The organism is Spirosoma agri, from assembly GCF_010747415.1.
GTDB classification, from domain to species: Bacteria; Bacteroidota; Bacteroidia; order Cytophagales; family Spirosomataceae; genus Spirosoma; species Spirosoma agri.
The window spans coordinates 2,581,914-2,598,548 of record NZ_JAAGNZ010000001.1 but is presented as its reverse complement, the minus strand read 5'-3'; the positions used below and the strand labels follow the sequence as shown (position 1 = coordinate 2,598,548).

General features: G+C 52.0%; 11 protein-coding genes. 4 read left to right on the top strand and 7 right to left on the bottom strand.

Annotated features, from left to right (window positions below; all coding sequences use genetic code 11):
- Window positions 1–71 precede the first annotated feature (71 nt).
- The 4 genes from yidC to GK091_RS10695 form a co-directional block, all read right to left on the bottom strand.
- On the bottom strand, window positions 72–1,925 hold the full coding sequence (gene yidC, locus GK091_RS10710; RefSeq protein WP_164037192.1) for a membrane protein insertase YidC: 1,854 nt from the start codon (window positions 1,923–1,925) through the stop codon (window positions 72–74).
- 116 nt (window positions 1,926–2,041) lie between these two features.
- Window positions 2,042–3,718: a CTP synthase gene (locus GK091_RS10705; protein ID WP_164037187.1), complete on the bottom strand. Its 1,677-nt coding sequence runs from the start codon at window positions 3,716–3,718 to the stop codon at window positions 2,042–2,044.
- Between the two features lie 337 nt (window positions 3,719–4,055).
- Complete coding sequence (locus tag GK091_RS10700; protein ID WP_164037184.1) at window positions 4,056–5,546, bottom strand: glycosyltransferase family protein; 1,491 nt, start codon at window positions 5,544–5,546, stop codon at window positions 4,056–4,058.
- A 26-nt stretch (window positions 5,547–5,572) separates the two neighbouring features.
- Window positions 5,573–6,520 (bottom strand): pyridoxal-phosphate dependent enzyme, encoded by a 948-nt coding sequence (locus GK091_RS10695; RefSeq protein ID WP_164037182.1) that lies wholly within the window; start codon window positions 6,518–6,520, stop codon window positions 5,573–5,575.
- Between the two features lie 170 nt (window positions 6,521–6,690).
- Here GK091_RS10695 and GK091_RS10690 point away from each other — a divergent pair, with 170 nt between their 5' ends.
- The 4 genes from GK091_RS10690 to GK091_RS10675 all read left to right on the top strand — a co-directional run bounded on the left by GK091_RS10690 (window position 6,691) and on the right by GK091_RS10675 (window position 12,962).
- Window positions 6,691–7,617 (top strand): sugar phosphate isomerase/epimerase family protein, encoded by a 927-nt coding sequence (locus GK091_RS10690; RefSeq protein ID WP_164037178.1) that lies wholly within the window; start codon window positions 6,691–6,693, stop codon window positions 7,615–7,617.
- 63 nt (window positions 7,618–7,680) lie between these two features.
- Entirely contained in the window at window positions 7,681–8,793 is a 1,113-nt protein-coding gene (locus GK091_RS10685; RefSeq protein WP_164037175.1) for an amidohydrolase, read from the top strand.
- 42 nt (window positions 8,794–8,835) lie between these two features.
- The gene (locus GK091_RS10680) at window positions 8,836–10,437 is read left to right on the top strand and encodes an aldehyde dehydrogenase (NADP(+)) (RefSeq protein WP_164037172.1); all 1,602 of its coding nucleotides are present in this window, start codon (window positions 8,836–8,838) and stop codon (window positions 10,435–10,437) included.
- Between the two features lie 851 nt (window positions 10,438–11,288).
- On the top strand, window positions 11,289–12,962 hold the full coding sequence (locus tag GK091_RS10675; protein ID WP_164037169.1) for a S8 family serine peptidase: 1,674 nt from the start codon (window positions 11,289–11,291) through the stop codon (window positions 12,960–12,962).
- 155 nt (window positions 12,963–13,117) lie between these two features.
- Here the strand turns inward: GK091_RS10675 and GK091_RS10670 are convergent, their stop codons facing one another.
- The 3 genes from GK091_RS10670 to GK091_RS10660 are packed head-to-tail and all read right to left on the bottom strand — an operon-like array spanning window position 13,118 to window position 16,634.
- Window positions 13,118–13,819: an ABC transporter ATP-binding protein gene (locus GK091_RS10670; RefSeq protein ID WP_164037166.1), complete on the bottom strand. Its 702-nt coding sequence runs from the start codon at window positions 13,817–13,819 to the stop codon at window positions 13,118–13,120.
- A gap of 12 nt (window positions 13,820–13,831) precedes the next feature.
- Entirely contained in the window at window positions 13,832–15,184 is a 1,353-nt protein-coding gene (locus GK091_RS10665; protein ID WP_164037163.1) for a DUF3526 domain-containing protein, read from the bottom strand.
- A 1-nt stretch (window position 15,185) separates the two neighbouring features.
- A complete protein-coding gene (locus tag GK091_RS10660) occupies window positions 15,186–16,634 on the bottom strand; it encodes an ABC transporter permease (RefSeq protein WP_164037160.1) in 1,449 nt (482 codons plus the stop codon).
- Window position 16,635 lies beyond the last annotated feature (1 nt).

Here is a 16,635-nt window from a genome sequence, read left to right as displayed (position 1 = left end):
TGTTGAAAAATAGGTAAAAATCAGGAATGAGTTATAAGAACAAGCCGACTGGTTTATTCAATACCCATCCTTTATTTCTTCTGTTTTGCTTTGCGTTGGGCTTCTTCGGCCTGCTTGCGAGCCTCATCGGCAGCGGCCAGTTGCTTCTGAAGCAGTGCCTGAAAACCACCCGGCTTCTTGCCCTCCCCATTGGCGTTTTTCCGACGATTTTCGTCCAGTACCGCTTTAATTTTATCTTCGTCAACAAACCGGCGAATCAGCTGCTGTTGCGTGATCGTGACCACGTTCGACACAAAGTAATAGAACGTCAGACCAGCCGGATACGAATTCAGCACGAACATGAACATCAACGGAAAAATATAGCTCAGCGCTTTCATGTTTACCGGTCCTGGCTGGGTCGGCGTAGTCTGGTTATTGTAGTAAGCATACGCGATCGACGACGCGGTCATCAACACGGTAAACAAACTCAGGTGGCCGCCGATAAACGGGATCGTTGGGAACGTAATGAACGCATCGTAGGTCGACAGGTCACTCGCCCACAGAAATGGTTTCTGACGCAGTTCGATCAGGTTCGGGAAGAGCATGAACAGCGCAAACAGGATCGGCATGGTAGCCAGCACCGGGATACAACCATTCAGTGGACTTACACCCACTTCCTGATACAGTTTCATCTGCTCCGATTGCTGCTTGGTCATGTCTTCACCAACGCGCTCCTTGATCTCAGCGATCTCCGGTGCCAGCACCCGCATTTTAGCCATGCTCACGTACGACTTGTAAGTCAGTGGGGTCAGCAGCAATTTCACGAACACAACGAGGGCAATGATCAGCAAGCCATAATTGGAGATAAACTTCTCAAGCAGGTTGAAGACGGGCACGAAGAAGTATTTGTTGATCGGCTTCAGGATCGAATATCCTAAGTAAACGTTCTGGTCAAATTCGGGGGCGACACTACCCAGCAACTGAAAATCGTTGGGACCGTAGTAAAACTTGTATTGACCTTTACCGGCTTTCACGTCAGCCATTGGTAGCGTTACATCAGCCACCGCCGTTTTAACAACACTGCTGTCAGCCGGATCGACCAGCGTCTTAAAATTCGCTTTGGGCATCGGGCTATTCTTCGCCACGAAACCCGCCAGAAAATACTTGTGCTTAACCGTGAACCACTGAACGGGTTCCTCTACGGTAACTTCCTGATTGCTCTCGCCTTCCGTCAGTTTCTCGAAGTTCTCATCGGCGGTCAGGTAGTCGATCGTAGCCGCCCGCCGGTTGTTCGACAAGTCGTTTTCGTATTGACGCATCTTGTCTTCCCAGAAGAACCGGATGTTGTCGTTCGTGACCGTATTGGCGAGGCCATTCAGCTTCAGCCCATACTCTAACACATAGCCTTCCGTCGGAATGGTATAGACCTGCTCAACCGATTGTCCCGGTGCAACCTCCGCCCGAAAAACGATCTGCTGCGGCTGACCACCAACCGTTCCACTCTGGGCTGTTGTCTGGTAATAAAGCTGGTGCAAATCGACCTTGCCCCGGTTAGTTGGCAATTCTAGCAGTGTTTTGCTGCTCTGGTCGTCGATCAGCACCAGTGGTTTCTGGTCGTACGTTTTGTAGTTTTTGAGGATAACTTCTTTTACCCGACCACCCTGCGTGCTGAAGGTTACTTTTATGTCTTTGTTATCAACGACAATATCGCGGGCTTCGCCGGACGCTACCGTAGCAAAATCACCAAACTGAGCCTTCGCAGCCGCTGAATCGAGTGGTTGTTCCGCTTTACTGATGGCAGCCTCAGCTCCCGATGCCGTCGTTGGTTTTGTTGTCTGCGTGATTTGGGCAGCCTTTTTCTCGGGCGCGGGTTTCGGCACCAGCAGCTGGTAGCCGACCAGCATCGCCAGAATCAGGACAATGCCAATAATTTGATTACGATCCATTTTTTTTAGTTGACGTTCGTGGTTTATCGTTTACCGGTCATCGTCCTTTTTAACGGCAAACCGTAAACGACAAACCACAAACTTAATTTCCGGCAAAATTACGCCAATCTGCCCGGTTAATCAACCACGTCGGCAGTTTCTACAGGAGCGGGCGTAGCGCGTTTCTGCTGGTTGTAGGTAAGGGCAGCGTGAACGAACTGCACAAACAGCGGATGGGGGTTCATAACGGTACTTTTCAACTCCGGGTGGAACTGCACGCCCACAAACCAGGGGTGATTGGTCAGCTCAACAATTTCGACCAGGCCTGTATCCGGATTAATCCCCGTTGGGCGAAGTCCCGCTTTTTCGAACCGATCGAGGTAGTCGTTATTGAATTCGTAGCGGTGACGATGACGCTCACTGATCTGCATCTTTCCGTAGATGTGGTGAGCCAGCGAATCGCGCTTGAGTTTACACGCATACGCACCCAGTCGCATCGTTCCGCCTTTATCCGTGATGGTTTTCTGTTCTTCCATCATGCTGATGACCGGATTTTGCGTGTGCGGTTCCATTTCCGTCGAGTGCGCATCGTCAATGCCCATCACGTTCCGGGCGTATTCGATAACAGCCATTTGCATACCAAGGCAAATGCCCAGGAACGGAATATTGTTTTCCCGCACGAAGCGCACCGCGTTGATTTTGCCGTCGATGCCGCGCTCCCCGAATCCGGGCGCTACCAGCACGCCGTCCAGGTGACGCAGCGTTTCGGCGCAGTGGTGTTCATCGACCAGCGTTTCCGACTGAATCCATTCCAGCTGCACTTTGCACTCATTCGACGCACCGGCATGAATAAATGATTCGGCGATCGATTTATACGCGTCGTGCAGCTCGACGTACTTACCAACCAAGCCAATTTTGATGACATCACCCGGATTTTTAAGCCGTCCCAGAAACGCTTTCCACGCATCCAGATCAGCGTCTTTGTCATTGTACAGGTCCAGCATATAGAGTGCCCGCTGATCGAGACGCTCCTTCTGCATCAGCAGCGGCACGTCGTAAATCGTTTGGGCATCGATAGCTTCAATCACCGAACTGACCTGAACATTACAGAACTGAGCAATCTTACGCCGGATATCCTGCGGTAACGGGTGTTCCGTGCGGCAAGCAATAATGTCGGGCTGAACCCCATTTTCGAGGAGCATCCGGACCGAGTGCTGCGTTGGTTTCGTTTTCAGTTCACCCGCCGATTGCAGGTACGGTACCAGAGTCAGGTGAATGACAAGCGTATCTTTTTCGCCGAGTTCGAACTTCAACTGACGAACGGCTTCGACAAACGGCAGCGACTCAATATCGCCCACGCAGCCGCCAATCTCAGTGATGACGATGTCGTATTCGCCCGTCTCGCCGAGAAGTTTGATGTTGCGCTTGATCTCATCGGTAATGTGCGGCACCACCTGAACGGTTTTGCCCAGGAAATCGCCCCGACGTTCGCGAGTGATGACGTTGTTGTAAATACGACCCGTCGTGATGTTGTTGGCCTGCGACGTTGGTCGGTTCAGGAAGCGTTCGTAGTGACCCAGATCAAGGTCCGTTTCGGCTCCGTCGTCCGTTACGTAGCATTCGCCGTGTTCGTATGGATTGAGTGTGCCGGGGTCGATGTTGATATACGGATCGAATTTCTGGATCGTTACCGTAAGCCCCCGTGATTGAAGTAGTTTGGCCAGTGAAGAGGCAATGATGCCTTTGCCAAGTGATGAAGTTACCCCGCCCGTAACAAAAATATATTTCGCGGATTTTGGTCCCGTAGCCGCCATGATTGAAACCTGTTTAGGTCGTTACGGGATGTAAAAGTACGGAAATTTCCCCAGAGAAGCGCGAATTTACTCCGGAAAAGTTACTGCTTTACGCTAACATACTACAGATCAATCTAGTACTCGCCCAACAAAAAATACCAATGTCTGGCAAGTTATGAATCACCGATCCGCCCCGCCTTACGGTTGCTGCATGCGTTTTGTAGCGCGGGAGGAATCCCGCCCTGGCTGGCTACGAATCAGATCAGGATGCACGAAGATACTTACACAGTGCTCATCAAGAATCCCGCCCTGGCTAGCTAAAAATCGCGGTATTCCTCCCGCGCTACAACTATTCTGTCTATTCTTTTTTGTACAGCACCCAGATATTATTAATGGTGTTTATATCCTTTGACTGTAGCCACTCATTGACGTGCCATAACGGCGTTGATGAATAAAGCTGTGGTTTAAAACCAAGACTATCCAAAAGCGGAAGCTTATCTTTTGCGTCGTTGTACGTAGTTGCCAGCCACACATTGTTTAACTGACGCGTTGAATCTGCATCATGCATTTCGACGAGATCGATATTCGGAGCACTCCGGCGATAAAACATCAGTTGCAGATGACTCTCCGTTTCAAAGGGTGTATGGTCGATGCAATAAATTGTGGCCGTTGCCCCCTTGAACTTGTTTACCAGCTTGCGCGAAAATTCGATGGACTGATAATACGGATTCAGAATCAGAAATAAGGCCAGAATCAACACGTTCAGGCCTATGCTAACATTCATAAGTCCTTTTATGACCGCACGTATACCTTTTGTAGCCTGTTCATAATAGCCAATAAACGAAGCCAATCCCCAGCCGGCAATAATGGGCATAACCAGTACGATCGGGAATAAAAACCGCTCTTCTTTATGAGCCACCAGACAGTGACCCAGCACGAAGAACACCACGGCAAAAACAATCGGCTGCCGGTACTCTTTTATGGCTCCTTTCAGACTGTAATAAAATAAAAATAGACTAAACGGTGGTGCGCCAACAACCAACGTCAGCATCAGGATATACCAGATGAAACTAGACGTGCCGAACTCTGCCGCTTTACCTTCGACAATATTTACCCGATAGTAGTCGTATGGCGTGATGACAAGCTGATGATAAAAATTATAATCCAGAACTAGATTAATGCCTATGCCTACAGCAAAGCCAATCGCTAGCGGAAGCAGACGGGCATATTTTCGTTCGATGAGGAGCATCCAGACCCCAAAACCCATGATACTGAATGCTATCTGAAAGCGACAGTAAAAGGCCAGGCTAAACAGAAAACCCACCAACACGACATAGAGAAACTTTTCTTTTTTTAGTTCGTACAGCAAAACGGCCCCGAAGAAAACAATTGATGATGCGATCTCCGAACTAAATAAGGTACGAACATACGGTAGCGACCATGACAGGTTGATTAACAGCAGTACCAACACCAACAGCCGTCTGTCCGATTTAAAATAATGGATCCCGATGGCGTTGAATACGACAAAGCCAAGTACCCCGAAAATAAGCCGCAGGACTACTAATTGTGCATAAGCGTCGTACAGATGGAAGAATCGGCAAATTTGTATAAAGCCCGAAAAGAAATACACCTGCACGGTTGGTCGGATGTGGCTTTTCAACTCCCACACGCCGGTAGCGCCCGATGGCTCACCCAGCTGCCAGGACGAAAACTCGATTAATTGAAAATGCTGATCCGGATGTAAAAAACCAACTTGTGTAATGCAAAAAACGAGCTGAATTACTAAGGAAATGAGCAGTAGCCACCGTAACTGGGCATCGTGAAGTACCGACTGTAAACTTGCTTTCATTTTGTGTGTTAATCCGACCGGTAATTTTAAAAGGGCAGCTTGCCCAGGTCTACATTTCCGCCGGTTAAAATAATGCCGATACGTTGTCCCGCGAATTGATTTTTGTGTTTCAGCACGACCGCCAACGGCACCGCGCACGAGGGCTCAATGATAATTTTCATTCGCTCCCACACCAGCCGCATGGCCGCAATAATCTCCGGATCAGACACGGTTAGAATCTCGGTGACATGCTCACGAATGATGCGAAGCGTGCGTTCGCTCAGACTCGTCATCAAACCGTCGGCGATGGTATTGATGTAGGGCGCTTTTTCGACCTGACCACTCCGAAACGACAGCACGGCATCGGCCGCCCCTTCCGGTTCACCGGCAATCACGCGGGTCGAGGGCGACATAAAATGCGTTGTGAGCGAAGTACCGCTGAGTAATCCCCCACCACCAACCGGGGCCAGAATAGTATCGAACGCGTTGTCCATCCCGAAATCTTCGATCAATTCTTTGGTCGCCGTAGCTTGTCCGGCAATCACGCGATCGTCGTCGAAGGGATGAACCAGTACCGCGCCGGTACGTTCCATAACCGCCCGCACACCGGCCTCACGCGCGTCGAGCGTTGGTTCGCACTCGATCACCTCCGCGCCATACCCCCGAACAGCATCTTTCTTGACTTGTGGAGCCGTGCGTGGCATGACAATATAGGCAGGCAGTCCAACCTGTCGGGCGGCAAAGGCAACGGCCTGCGCGTGATTGCCCGACGAGTGGGTTGTAACGGAATGGCCTTCCTGATTAGCGGCCACTTGTAGAACGGCGTTCAGACCGCCCCGCGCTTTGAACGCGCCTATTTTCTGAAAGTTCTCACACTTAAAAAACAGGTCGGCACCAGCCCGGTCATTAATCGTTTGGTTCGTTAAGACGGCGGTACGGTGAATATGAGGCCGAATGCGGTCGTGAGCCTCACGGATCGTGTCAAAAGAAATCATCAGTCACTAGGAAGTCGATTGGCGCAAATTACAAAGAAAACGGCCGAAGCGCAGGTAACTATGCCGGTATGCGCACTTTTCTTCGTTCACGTCCTGACTGCCCGCTTGGTTTTTTGGCGGGGATAGCTGTCTTTTGTTTACGAAAACTCATCTACCAAACCCGTTCCGTTATGAACACGAATCGTCGTTCGTTTTTAAAGCAGGCTGCCGGATCACTGGCCGCCCTGTCGATTACACCCGCCATCTATGCTGAAGTCACCAAGAAGAAACTATTCTTCGATATTTCACTGGCCGAGTGGTCGTTGCACAAAGCACTCTTCGCGAAAAAAATAACCAACCTGGATTTTCCGGGCATTGCCCGTAAGGAGTTCGATATCAGCATTGTCGAATACGTCAACCAGTTTTTCAAAGATAAGGCGCAGGACAAAACGTATCTGAACGATCTGCTAACCCGCTGCAAAGACAACGGCATTTCGAACCACCTCATTATGATCGATGGCGAAGGAAATCTGGGGGCTACGGATGCGGCTGAACGAATGAAAGCTATTGAAAACCACCACCGCTGGGTCGAATGCGCCAAATACCTGGGCTGCAAAACCATTCGGGTCAATGCGGCTGGCAACGGTACTGCCGAAGAAGTAGCCAATGCTGCCGTTGAAGGGCTCGGCAAACTGGGCGAATTTGCCAAAACGATGAATATCAACGTCATTGTCGAGAACCACGGCGGCTACTCGTCAAACGGAAAGTGGCTGTCAGATGTCATGAAGAAGGTGGACATGAAAAACGTCGGAACGCTGCCTGACTTTGGCAATTTCTGTCTCAAACGGGGCGAAAACCACACCTGTTCGGAAGAATATGACCGCTACCAGGGCACGCAGGAACTGCTCCCTTACGCCAAAGGCGTTTCGGCTAAAACGTACACGTTTGATGCCAGTGGCAATTGCGTTGAAACGGATTACAGCCGCATCCTGAAAATTGTCAAAGACAGTGGCTTTAAAGGCATTGCCGGCATCGAATATGAAGGCGATAAGGTTGACGAATACGAAGGTATCCGTAAAACAAAGGCCCTGCTGGAGCGGGTTGGGACGATGGTATAGCGATCGCTGTTCATTCATGTAGCTCCTTCGTCGGCGCTACACTTTTCTGATTTTCCGCTGCCTATGCCTCTAGAAAACCCGGACTTATTTGTTGCCTTCCGACGCGAGCTTCATCGGTTTCCCGAAGTCTCCGGCCAGGAGTTCGATACGCAACGGCGCATCAGGGACTTTGTCAGTCGGTTTAGTCCGGTCAGCATCACGGAAGTTGGCAAAACCGGCTTATTGCTCCAGTACGGGAATGACTTGTCAGGACCCGTGACGCTAATCAGGGCTGATATTGACGCATTACCCATTCAGGAAGCCAATGAGTTTGCTCATAAATCGCTCCGTGAAGGCGTATCACACAAGTGTGGTCACGATGGTCACGCAGCCATTCTGACGCGTCTGGCTTCGTTATTAAGCGAAAAACCGCCGGTCAAAGGTCGGGTCTTTTTGGTTTTTCAGCCCGCCGAAGAGAACGGACAAGGCGCCGAAGCTGTATTGCATGACCCGGCCTTCGCTTCCATTCGGCCCGACCTCGTTTTTGCGCTGCACAATTTGCCGGGTTACGAGCAAGGGGTAATTGTCTGCAAGCCAGGCGACTTCACGGCTGCGGTCAAAAGCCTGATCGTGACGTTCAAAGGAAAGGTTTCGCATTCGGCGGAACCCGAAAAAGGGTTGAATCCTGCTTATCTGATGGCCCGCTTCACGCTGGCGAGTAAGGAACTTGAAAACCCGGACCCCAATTCCGCTGATTTTGCCCTGCTAACACCCATATACAGCACACTAGGCGAGAAATCGTATGGCATTTCAGCCGGGTATGGTGAAGTTCATTTGACGCTCAGAACCCGGAATAATGAGCGGATGGACGCGCTGACGAAGCAGTTACTGACTACGTTATCGAACCTTTGCGACGGCAGCGGCATTACTACTGAAACGGCTTTTACCGAAGCCTTTTTTGCCAATCAGAACCACCCCGACGCGTTTGCCCAAATCAAAAGCAGCGCGTTACGACTCGGTTATGAATTTATCGACAAGCAGGAACCCTTTAAATGGGGTGAAGATTTCGGTTTATTCACGCAGACGCATAAAGGCGCTATGTTTGGCATCGGCGCGGGAGAAAACACGCCCGCGCTGCACAATGACGATTACGATTTTAACGACAACCTGATTGACCCTGCCGCCCGGTTATTTTAGACCTTCTCGACAGCCATCACTCCTGATCACTTATCTAGTAGCATGTCAACTTTTCAAAACCCACTTACGGCAAACTTCATTGGTAGTGAAGCCGTTGCTGGCGAGGGCGACTTTTTCAACGCCTTCGCTCCTTCGATTCACGAGCCGTTAGCCGATGAATTCACCAATGTATCCAGCGAACAGGCCAATGAGGCTGTCGAAAAAGCAGCCACCGCGTTTGCCGGGTACAAAAAACTCCATCCAAACCAACGCGCTGATTTTCTGGATACCATCGCCACGGAAATTGAAGCGCTCGGTGATGCGCTCATAGAACGGGCCGTTCTGGAAAGCGGCCTTCCCACCGGTCGTCTGTCCGGCGAGCGGGGTCGTACGACGGGTCAGCTCCGGATGTTTGCCAAACTACTCCGTGAAGGCTCCTGGGTAGACGCCCGTATCAACCCGGCTCTCCCCGATCGTCAGCCCCTGCCCCGCCCCGATCTGCGCCAGATGCTGGTTCCTCTGGGTCCAGTGGTGGTGTTTGGTGCCAGTAACTTTCCCCTGGCATTCTCGGTGGCTGGTGGTGATACGGCGTCGGCGCTGGCATCGGGCTGCCCGGTTGTTTTCAAGGCCCACCCTTCGCATCCTGGTACCTCATCGCTGGTCGGTCAGGCCATTGCTGCGGCAGCGACCAAAACAGGGATGCCCGACGGCGTCTTTTCCCTGCTGCATGCCGACAACGAAGTCGCGCAACAGTTAGTGGCTCACCCAGCCGTAAAGGCGGTCGGTTTCACCGGATCACGGGCGGGCGGCTTGGCTTTGCAGAAAGTGGCCCAGGATCGTGCGGAACCCATTCCGGTGTATGCTGAAATGAGCGCGGTTAATCCAGTTGTCGTGCTGCCGGGAGCCGTTCAGGAAAATGCAGTAAACGTAGCTGAAGGCCTGGCCGCATCAGTCACGCTCGGCGTCGGTCAGTTCTGTACGAATCCCGGTCTTGTGTTCCTGCTTGACTCACCACAGACGGACGTTTTTCTGGAAGCCGTTGCCGACAAAATACGGGCTTCGGCTCCGGCAACCATGCTCAATGCGGGTATTTGCCAGAACTACCAGAAAAGCGTTCAGCACAATCGGGTCATACCCGGTGTTCGTGTGCTGGCCGAATCAGAAACGCCTTCCGAAGAAAGTCGCACCGAAGGCAGACCCGCTATTCTGACAACAACAGCCCCGATTTTCCTGTGCAGCCCAACGTTAAGCGACGAGGTATTCGGGCCCACTTCGCTGATTATCACCTGCCAGACCGAAGCCGAACTGGCCGAATGCCTGGAAACGCTCGAAGGACAGTTGACCGCTACCCTCTATGCCACGACCGATGAGCTCAGTCAGTCGGCGTTTGATTGGGTTTCTATGTTGCAGGCGAAAGCCGGACGGGTGCTGTTCGGTGGTTTTCCAACCGGGGTCGAAGTGGCCGAAGCCATGACCCACGCTGGCCCATTCCCGGCAACTACCGATGGCGGACGTAGTACATCGGTCGGTACAGGAGCCATTCTGCGGTTTGTGCGGCCCTTCACCTTCCAGAGTTTTCCGGATGCGCTGTTGCCACTGGCCTTGCAAAAGGCTAACCCGCTTGGCATCTGGCGTAACGTAGACGGGGAGCTAACAAAAGCCTAATTTAGTGTTGGTTAGTAGGCACTTGATACGCCATATCTCCCCGATATGGCGTATCAAGTGCCTACTGACTAATGTTCTTTATAAAGCACGATTAGCAAGTTTCCTTCCTGATACTTTAGGGCGTTTTTGAGGCTGTGTCGGGCCAACCGATGATCCTGCTCCTGATGTCGGTGCAATCCTCACGTTTCCAATCAACTTGTGGTCAGGATAAACGGCAGAAGATGGCTGGACATGGCGGCATGCGTTTCTGGTATATGTAGCCTGTATTCCCGGCATTTTTGCCGTAACCTCAACGTTTATCTGTTCCTGTTTGAATGGCAAAACAGCAGGGCTACGAATCTGGCGATCCACGTGTTGCCCATACTGACGGTATCAGTTTCGCTTTGGCTCGTTCGCCGGAAGATTCCGGTCAATTATAGTCCCGCATTCGGTACGTTGTCAAATAGTAGGCCACTCATTGTGGCTGTGATGGGTCTTCTGTAGATCGTTGACCGCAGCCGGATTTACGCCATCGCGTATGTTTCCTTCACCTACCTCATGATCATTTTTGTCGCCCTATTGCTCTTGATTCAGTTTGTCTACAGCTAGATTTTCTGAGTTGATTGAGTAGTCAACAATGTAGCAATCCGTACGCAGAATGGTCGGAATTTCAGTAAATTACCCTCTCCCGCCAGTGACCAGTCAGCGTGGAATGGCAACAGCCTCAACACAGCGGGTGCGGATGCGTATCACGTGCGCAATAGCGGACAACCTTACCGCGTTTTCGATAGAGAGTTCAAGGAAATAGTGACGGTCATTGCTCAGCGTCACTCGATCCGTATCTGCCTGCACAGGAACCTATCAGATTGACTATGGTATTCGACAAATTTACCGCATCCAATAATACGGCAACAAATAAAGTAGTCTGGCTACTGCTCCTGTTCAGTCTGGTGTACGGCCATAGCTTTGGTCAGACGACCCGCAAATACCTCGTTCTTCTGCGCGATAAGGCCAGTTCTCCGTACAGCATCAACCGACCCGATCAGTTTCTGTCCCAGCGGGCTATTCTGCGGAGACAGAAGCAGAACATTGCCGTTCTTGAGCGCGACTTACCGGTCAACCCCGCCTACATAACCCAACTCCAGCAGACGGGCGCTAAAATCTGGTTTCCTTCGCGCTGGCTCAATGCGGTACTGGTCGAAGCCACGGACGCGACGATTGCGACGATTCAAAAACTTTCGTTTGTCAAGGGACTGGAATTTGGCCGCTCGCTCAGCAACGCCCGTATCAGCGCCGAAACGAACGAAACTACGATCAACAAGTTTGCAAAAGTCAGTGCCACCGAGCCGCTGAATTATGGCGACTCAAAATCCCAGATCGAACAGATTGGCGCGGACAAGATGCACCAGCAAGGCTATCAGGGTGAGGGTATGCTGATCGCTGTGCTGGACGCCGGGTTTCTGAATGCCAATCGGGTCTCTTTTCTCAAACCTGTTTTCGATGAAAATCGCGTGTTGGGAACGTACGACTTTGTCCGGAAAGAAACCAGCGTTTATGAAGACGACTATCATGGCCTTTCCTGTCTATCAGCGATAGCGGCCACCGCTGACAACCAGCTTTACGGAACAGCGTATAAAGCGTCGTTTGTTTTGCTGCGCACCGAAGATGCTTTTTCAGAAAGCCGTGTTGAGGAAGCGAACTGGCTGTTTGGCGCAGAATACGCCGATAGTGCCGGTGTCGACGTAATCAGCTCGTCATTGGGTTATACCGAGTTTGACGACGTTTCGACCAATTATACCTACCAAAACATGGATGGGAAAACGGCTCTTTGCAGCCGGGCAGCTCAGATTGCAACCGAAACGGGCATGGTCGTGGTTGTTGCCGCTGGTAACGAAGGCAGTAAATCGTGGCATTACATCTCAACTCCTTCTGACGCGGTTTCTGTTCTGGCCATTGGTGCCGTTACTCAGGCCGGGCAGCGGGCATCGTTCAGTTCATTTGGTCCATCGGCCGATGGTCGCATAAAGCCCGATTTAGCCGCCCGAGGTCAGGGTACGATAGTCGGTTACCCCAGCGGAACCGGCTTTATTTCGTCAGGGGATGGCACCTCATTTGCAACACCGCTCATTGCCGGGTTAGCCGCTGGTTTCTGGCAATCGCATCCCAAACTGACGGCCGCTCAGGTGACGGCGAGTCTGCGCCAGTCGGGCAGTCAATACACAACACCCGATGATCAACTGGGCTACGGCATTCCAAATTTCGAGCGTGCATCGGCCATTGCTAGCACATACAGTCAGCTCCTGGTGTACCCAAATCCGTTCAGCGAGCGGGAGCCCCTGGCCGTTCAGTGGGGCGAGATCGATCCTAACGTACCCCTAAACGCGACGCTGGTCGACTTGGCCGGACGGGTCGTGTGGCAGACAAGTTTTACGTCCGTTGGCCTTTCTGCATTCGTTTTGCCAAACCTTAACCTGTCGGCGGGTATGTACTTCATGACCCTCGTTTCGGGCGATAAGCGACGAACAACGAAGGTGATCAAACAATAAGATAGTGTCTGCCCAGAAAGCGCATTTGCAGGTCTGACGGAGCCATAAGCAATATTAATTCGCGCCAAAAACCCAACCAGAGCCGTCAGAAGACCAAACCGGCGGTCACGTAGAATTTGACAGAATTCGCTGGCAGAAAATGGGAATGGCCTCATTCAGACCGTTTGTAAATAGATCGCTTCGAGTTCGTTCGCCGTCAGATCGTTGGCCGCCAGCGACTCGACCAGGTGACCCGCCCGCATGATGCCAATACGCGTACCCACTTCCCGCGCCCGAAAAATATCGTGAGTAGCCATCAGAATAGCCGTTCCGAACTGTGCCAGACTCGTGAGCATATCCGAAAACTCATTGCTGGCCTTTGGGTCCAGACCGCTGGTAGGTTCGTCGAGCAATAGTACGTTGGCCTGTTTTGCCAACGCAATAGCAATGCCCACCTTCTGACGCATTCCCTTCGAGTACGTACCCACCCGGTTAGTATGCGCTGTCGTCTGGAGCCCGGCGCGACTGAGCAGGCTACGCAGTTCGCCGGGTGTGTGACGAAATCCGGCCAGTTGGGCAAAAAAATCGAGATTTTCCAGACCCGTCAGGTTTGGATAAAGCATAACGGTTTCAGGCAGATAGGCTAGAAATTTTTTAGTTTCCTGCGGATGTTTAGCCACGTCCATCCCGTTGATCAGGGCCTGTCCGGACGTGGGTTTCAGGAATCCCATAAACAGATTGATGGTCGTGGTTTTACCCGCTCCATTCTGCCCGAGCAGGCAAAAAATTTCACCCGGCTGAACGTTCAGATTGAGCCTGTCAAGGGATGGTGGCTGACCCGGAACGTACTGTTTGGTTAAGTTGATGGCTTGTAACATGCGTGGGAAAGTCTATAGCTGATAAATTGTTTGGCGGAACCGATACCAGCCCAGCCCCGCAAACAGACTGATGAAGATGACTAATGGTCCTAAGACGGTAACGGGACCGATAGGTGTTGAATCGGCAAAGGTGTCGACCCTGAAACTGGACCAGTTCTCGGCCGAAACAGCGGCATTGGCGAAAATTTTGGGGTAGAAATACAGACGCATCTTTTCATGGAACCGGGTGGTGTACTCCAGGAAACGGAGTTGGTTACCTAACCCCGAACGCGCCAGTTCACTCAGTTGAAGCTGGGTGTGCAGTGTCGGAATAAATCGGGCGATGGCTCGGCTGGACGCTTCGCGCTGCTGTAGTTTCTGCTTCAGTTCACCCGCCTGTACCGCCGATTCGTCGTCGCCCAATTGCTGCATGGCATAGTACCACCGCCAGTCGGTGGGCATGGCAACGGCGGGTATCTGGCGAAATTGAGGATAATGCGCATAGAACTTCTCGACCGTAGCGGTTTTGTCCATATCCCATTTTTCGTGGTAGCCTTTGCGCTGGGCCAGCGTAGTCGCCTGCGCTTCCGGCACCGGGTAGCGAGCCATCAGGTAGTTGTTGAGGGCGGCTGGCAGTACAATCAGCAGAGCCAGCCAGATGCCCAACAGCAACATCGCATTGGTACTGGACGAACGTTGCAGCGAGGTCACCCAGAAGCAGACGCTGAACCAGAACAGCATGTACCCCACCGACGTAGCCAGAAACAGCATAAAAGCGCTATCCAGTGGGATGTCCAGCACCGAAATGGCCAGACCAGAAATGATCAGCAAAACCGCCAGTAGTACCGCCAGCCGAATCGCAAAGAGCTGACCGACGAAACAAAACAGGTGTTGGCTTTGAACCGCTACCATTGACCAGGTGCCGTTCTCTTTTTCGTCCGAAATAATGGAATAGGTGAAGGCAATAATCAGCAGGGGAAACAGGTAAATCAGCACGAAACTAAAATCAACATTACCCAGTAACAGATTGGCAGGATTGGTCAGATCGGCATCATATTTCTGACCTTCCAGCGCCCGGATCGTCACGCTCTGCACGGCCGCATTGACATCACGCTGGCCGATGGAAAGACCCGTGAGAGGCCGGGTTTGGTTGATAACCGAAAATTTGAGGTAATAGAGCAATAACCCCATATCGTCATGGTGAATGGCCGCCTGACGGGAGAAGTCGCTTTGCTGAAATGCAAGGACGTCAGACAGGCTTTGCTGCTGCCGCTGGCTGAATTGTTTACCAACCAACAGGGCGGTAATGCCGACCGTCAGTAAAAAAACAAGACCAATCCGGACACCGCCGGAGCGAATAAAATTGGTGAATGCAAGTCGAATCATACTAAACTGCTTTTAACGTTTTGGTTAATCGCCACGCCACGACCAGCAGCAGTCCCACCCAAAAAACAAACGCCAGCAGCGGGATGAACTCATGCCGAAAAACGCCCCCTACCGCCATCGGTTGGTAAGTGAACTCGGGAAGTTTCTGCCAGTATTTTCTATCGATCTGGTACGGTTTGTCAGTTGGACCCGGCTTCCGGTTGCTGATGAACCGAATCTGTAAGTCGTTCATGGTCTGGGCCATCTCGTAGCGATACTGTTCGGCCTGCTGCTGAAAATCAACGTAGCTGGCAAAGTCCGTTCCCGACAGGGCCATCGACAGATTTCGAATGGCCAGATACGGGTCCACAAATGCCATCGCTTTCGAGAAGCGGTTCTGCTGGTCGTAAATGGCCAGCAAGCCCTGGAAATGGTCGTTGTAGAGATGGGCACTGATCTTTTCGCCCTCGGCCATCACAAACCCGCTGTAGTTGAAGGGCAGCTTCTGCACCGAATCCACCTGATAGGCCATCAGGAGCGAATCTTTAAGCCCTTTGTAATGCGGATCACTGGGGTTGTGGCTGTCGCCTTCCTTCAACACATCCGTCTGAATATCGGCCAGAAATTTCACTTTCGAAGGGGCCGGATACAGGTAAGAACCCAGTGCCTGCGATGCTCTGGGTAGTACCAGTGTGAGCATCAACCAGAGGCCAATAAGCGATACGAGGGCCGTTTTTGCCGTCTGGCTCCGAGCTGATACCAACACGGCGATCACGCAAAAGAAACTAAGGTACAGAAAATGCGCGCCCAGCAGCAGCAATAGCCGGATGGTTTGATCGGCGCCGATCGTGCCCTCCAGCAAGCGAAACCAGAGTGCGCTGGTTGCCAGCATTACTGGCCCGTAAAGAGTCAGCATCACGGCCATCAGCCCCAGCGTTTTACCCGCCAGAAGCTGTCGCCAGCTTACCCCCTGACTCAGGAGCAGTTTCAGCGTACCCGTTTCGCGGTCGCTGGCTATCGTACCAAAACCCAGAAAAAACAGGAGCAGCGGCAGCAGTAGTTGCAATACCATCGCCAAGCTGATTTCGCCAAACCGCAACAGGCCTGTTGAAAACCCCGCTTCCGAAAAATTGACGCTGTTCTGCTTGTGCGCTTCCAGATAAATGGTGTTGCCCAAAAAACTCTCCATACCAAAGTCGAACACACTCAGCGGGGCTTTGGGGCGGAAGGCGAAATGGCCGTAGTGCGCCATGCGGTGCGGGTGCTTATCGGGGTTACTCAGCCAATCCTGCCGCGCCTGTTGCTGATACGTACGGCCTGTCGCATTCTGTTGCCGAACGGTCACCCAACCCGTAACGGCTGCGTAAGTCAGCAGCAGGCCAATACCCAAACTCAACCAGAGGAAGGCCCGGTTGGTAAAGGCCGTTACCCAGACCTGGCGGGCAATCAGTTTTTCTATTCGTAGCGCCATC